The sequence below is a fragment of the Schlesneria paludicola DSM 18645 genome (genome assembly GCF_000255655.1).
Lineage (GTDB): Bacteria > Planctomycetota > Planctomycetia > Planctomycetales > Planctomycetaceae > Schlesneria > Schlesneria paludicola.
The window spans coordinates 1-3,660 of sequence record NZ_AHZR01000090.1 but is presented as its reverse complement, the minus strand read 5'-3'; the positions used below and the strand labels follow the sequence as shown (position 1 = coordinate 3,660).

The window sequence follows — 3,660 nt, the reverse complement described above, 5'->3', positions numbered from 1 at the left end:
CCCTGATTACGGACATTTCCGACATCCTTGCTGACGGGCCAAGCCTGCATTTCGTCAGCTGGGAAATGCTCGAGCATCGGCTGAATCGCTGCTGGATCATTGATCGCCGGGTCTAGCCATGGGTCGACGAGTGCATGAGTGAGGATCACCGGCATTCTGTCATGAAGCGGCTCCATCATGTCGTTTGCCGTGTGGGTGATGATTGTGCAAGACTCCACGGTTTCCCCTTCCGGCAACTTCCAGACCTCCCACAACCCCGCCATCGGCATTGGCGCGCCGTTCGTCAGGCTGATGTAATACGGCTGTTTATTCTTAGCATCGAGTTTCCGCCACTCGTAGAACCCACTGGCCATCACGAGACAGCGGCGGGATTTGAAAGCCGATCGAAACATCGGTTTCGTGGCAACCGTGTCCGAGCGAGCGTTGAAGGTCAGTGCTGGCGGCTTGTCCTTCACCCAGGACGGAATCAGGCCCCATCTGGCGGGAAACACCTCGCGGCCGTCGGACGACTCGCGAACGCAAATCATTTGAGTTGTCGGGGCGACGTTATACCGGGGCGTCCAGTCGATCTCGTCGAACCCGCGAATCACGTCGAATAGATCCCGCAGTTCATGCGGTGCAAGCTTTAGATTGATTCGGCCGCACACGCGATGCCTCTTGCAACTATCGCCAGATTGGATTTGAGAATTAGTCCAAGACAAAATCGAAGGCGTGAGGCCATTCGGAATCGATGCAGTTTTGGAGACACTCCGCGATCGTCATAGCTGACTGCAATGTGGGGCATTCAATCATGAATGTTCGGCGGTCTTCAGCGTCAGGGCTCGAAGTCACGACCACATGCTGGGAGTCAACGATTGCGACAACCGGCGGCGCTGACTGCGTGATCGTCACGTGGCCATAATCTCGCTTGCCATCAATGAATCGCAGTTCGTTGAATCGCGTCACCGCGTCAAGATCACCGGCCTCAATGGAAGAGAGCAGAGCGTCTGCCTGTGGGTGAGTTGAGTTCATGGCGTGCTGTCCTGGTTCCAATGCCGCTGCGAATGCGAATCGTTTCTTACAAAAGTTGTACTGCAATTCAATGGCAGACGTCATTCTCAAAAAACTGGAACGGTCGACTTTTAATCCGACGAGCCTTGTGGGCCGTTGACAAGCCGCGACGAGCTTGAGCTCAACCAGCTTTTTTCGCCCGTGGCTTGGTGAGCAACAGGTAGGCTGAGAGCACGACTAGCGGGGGCACGATCGACCAATATGGGATACTCCAATACTCAACCTCATTAATGCCTTTTCCGTGAGAATTTTGTAGCAATTCGGTTGTATATCCTCGGTAAGACAATCTCCCATCCAAGGAACGCAGAGATCCTCCGTATGGAAAATAGAAATCGCCGACGAACTTTCCAAAGCTTTGTATCCACCAGCTCATGAACAAGCACGCCATGAGCAGCGTGACAACGCCGATCTTGCGTTTCCAACCCCTGATGAACTCTCGCATGATCTGGCTCGCTGAAGACGCTGTGACGATTTGTCTCTAGTCTGGCGATTCGAGCCTAGAGTAGCAAGCATCGGGGGGAGCCAGACTTGCAAGCAAGACCAGTCGCTGGCCGACAATCGGGGTATTGAGCGTATCCCAGTCTGGACCAACGACCCAATGACCGAGAAGCTGCCTGATTCCTTTCTGATCCGATGCACTCGCGCCGTGCCGATGGTGTCGTCAGGGCAATTCAGAGCTCCACATATCATCCATCCGCACTCGCTCGCGACGATCGTCCCTCGCTGGTATCGAAAACTGCTGGTGCAGATAGTCGTCTTCGTCCTCGGGTGTTTCGATCATCCTTGAACGCAATTGACGGACAGTGTTTCGCCGTCGACTATCGGATACCCGTGGTTCGCAATGAAGTCTGCGTTGACAACAGGGCACGACGCGCACTCAGAGCAATCGCTATCCACGTATTGCCATTGCTTGCAGGTCTGCGTAACGATCGCGAAACCAGGTCCACCCCAACCGCCGTTTAGAGAACCTGAAACGCCTCGAGCACCTCCTCCGCCGCTTCCTGAGCCGCCGTTGACTGGGCCGCTACCGATATCACCTGTACCGCCCTCGGGGCCAGCTCCAGTTCCCCCTTGGCCTGGTTCTGATCCAGTACCAGGTGAACCCGCTGCCCCTGGAGTTCCAGTGCCACCGCTTCCACCTGTTCCGCCATTCCCGCCGGCTCCGCCATCAGTGCCACGTTCTCCGTATCGACCTCCGATCGCAGTTCCTGAAACTAGTCCGGAAACGGTGGAGTTCGAGCCGTTCACGCCGTTTGTGGTTGTTGTCCCCCCGATATTGAAGGTGACACTGTCACCAGATGAAGCAGTGCCGGTGAAAACACGTTCCTCGCCCTCGCCACCACCACCGCCTGGATCTCCAAGTCGGCCAGTTCCTCCGGGGCCACCACCAGCTTTTAGTCTAATCGTGTACGGCCCATCACAAGCAAAGGTGTAGACCTGATCTGCACCAGCGCCGAAGACAGACGGTTCCTCGTGCACCACGCCAACATAGTTGCAGTGACCGGTGCACCAATCGACTGGATCTGTCGCATCGCAAAGAGCGGCCCGAATCGTGAGCAATTCGGGGAACATCGATCCGCAATACTGAGTGTACGAGAACATTTCGGAATCGGGCGGGATCTTCCTAAGCGTCATTTCGACGCATGACATTCGCGTGCCTTTATAGTACGCCTGTCTTCCGCTGCCGAAATCGACGTGAAGTATCGCTGCGGTGTCATAGAATGTCAGCGTCGCGAGTTCTTGCTCGTTCGTCCATTGGCATTGCTGAATGCCCCACGGCGGGGAATCTTCGCCGTGTCGAATGGTGCAGACATCCCCAAGCGACAGCACTCGATAATTTGCGAGCGTCGCGTCGACATCGGGTTGATAGCACGGATCGCTGGGATCAAGTTCGGGAGGGAGTCGAAACTGGTTTTCGATTTCCCAACAGTTGCAGCAACATCTGTTCGTCTCCTTGACCGGTTTGATGCAAAACTCGGCTGTCGAACCGGCCGCTGGCCTGGGGAAAGTCGACGGGTTGATCGCTTCGAATTTGCTTTCGCAACGAGGGTTGAAGTAGTCGTCTGCGGTGTACTTGATCGGCACAATTTTCTCTCATTGATCGTTAGGGAGAACAAGTTGCGTTATTGACAGCGTTACGCCAATGTCGACACCTTTTGACAGCCAGGCCGTATCACTCACCTTGGCAAACTGGCGATGTGACGCTGACGCCGGCACTCTTCCAGGCGCTTGCTCCAACCCGCGCGAATCGCAGCACACGCTCGCTCAATCTCGAGCTGTGTAGGCATGTAGACATCCTGCTCGGCATCATCCTCTTCTTCGTCGATTTCAATGTCGCCTTGGGCCGCCATCAAATCATCCTTGAATCTGAAACCGAAAAGCCCCAACGGATCTATGGAATCGCTGGGGCCAAGACTTGACCGTCGTCACGATCACCGAACAGCAGGGGTTCACATAGTGGTGAACTTCGTGATGCGGACTTCAGCCACCGCTGAGCCCATTTGCGAGTCCACGACCAAACGAATCCCAGAACGACCGATATGGTCGAGGCTGATTCGCTGGTCGCTTAGCCGGGAGCTGCAGCGGTGCAGTCGGGTCATACTGTGTTGC

The 3,660-nt window shown here is 55.5% G+C and carries 4 protein-coding genes; all 4 read right to left on the bottom strand.

Annotated features, from left to right (window positions below; translation table 11 throughout):
- Positions 1-647 (bottom strand): SOS response-associated peptidase (locus OSO_RS41475; protein WP_010581582.1); only part of this gene is annotated, 647 nt, incomplete at its 3' end.
- Between the two features lie 40 nt (positions 648-687).
- Entirely contained in the window at positions 688-1,011 is a 324-nt protein-coding gene (locus tag OSO_RS0100065) for a hypothetical protein (protein WP_157604913.1), read from the bottom strand.
- 816 nt (positions 1,012-1,827) lie between these two features.
- On the bottom strand, positions 1,828-3,135 hold the full coding sequence (locus OSO_RS0100050; RefSeq protein ID WP_029246486.1) for a hypothetical protein: 1,308 nt from the start codon (positions 3,133-3,135) through the stop codon (positions 1,828-1,830).
- A 92-nt stretch (positions 3,136-3,227) separates the two neighbouring features.
- Positions 3,228-3,401: a hypothetical protein gene (locus OSO_RS50490; RefSeq protein WP_157604911.1), complete on the bottom strand. Its 174-nt coding sequence runs from the start codon at positions 3,399-3,401 to the stop codon at positions 3,228-3,230.
- Positions 3,402-3,660 lie beyond the last annotated feature (259 nt).

Coding starts and splice junctions, on each gene's coding strand:
- OSO_RS50490 (WP_157604911.1), bottom strand. CDS start 3,401: ATGGCGGCCCAAGGCGACATTGAAATCGACGAAGAAGAGGATGATGCC.
- OSO_RS0100065 (WP_157604913.1), bottom strand. CDS start 1,011: ATGAACTCAACTCACCCACAGGCAGACGCTCTGCTCTCTTCCATTGAG.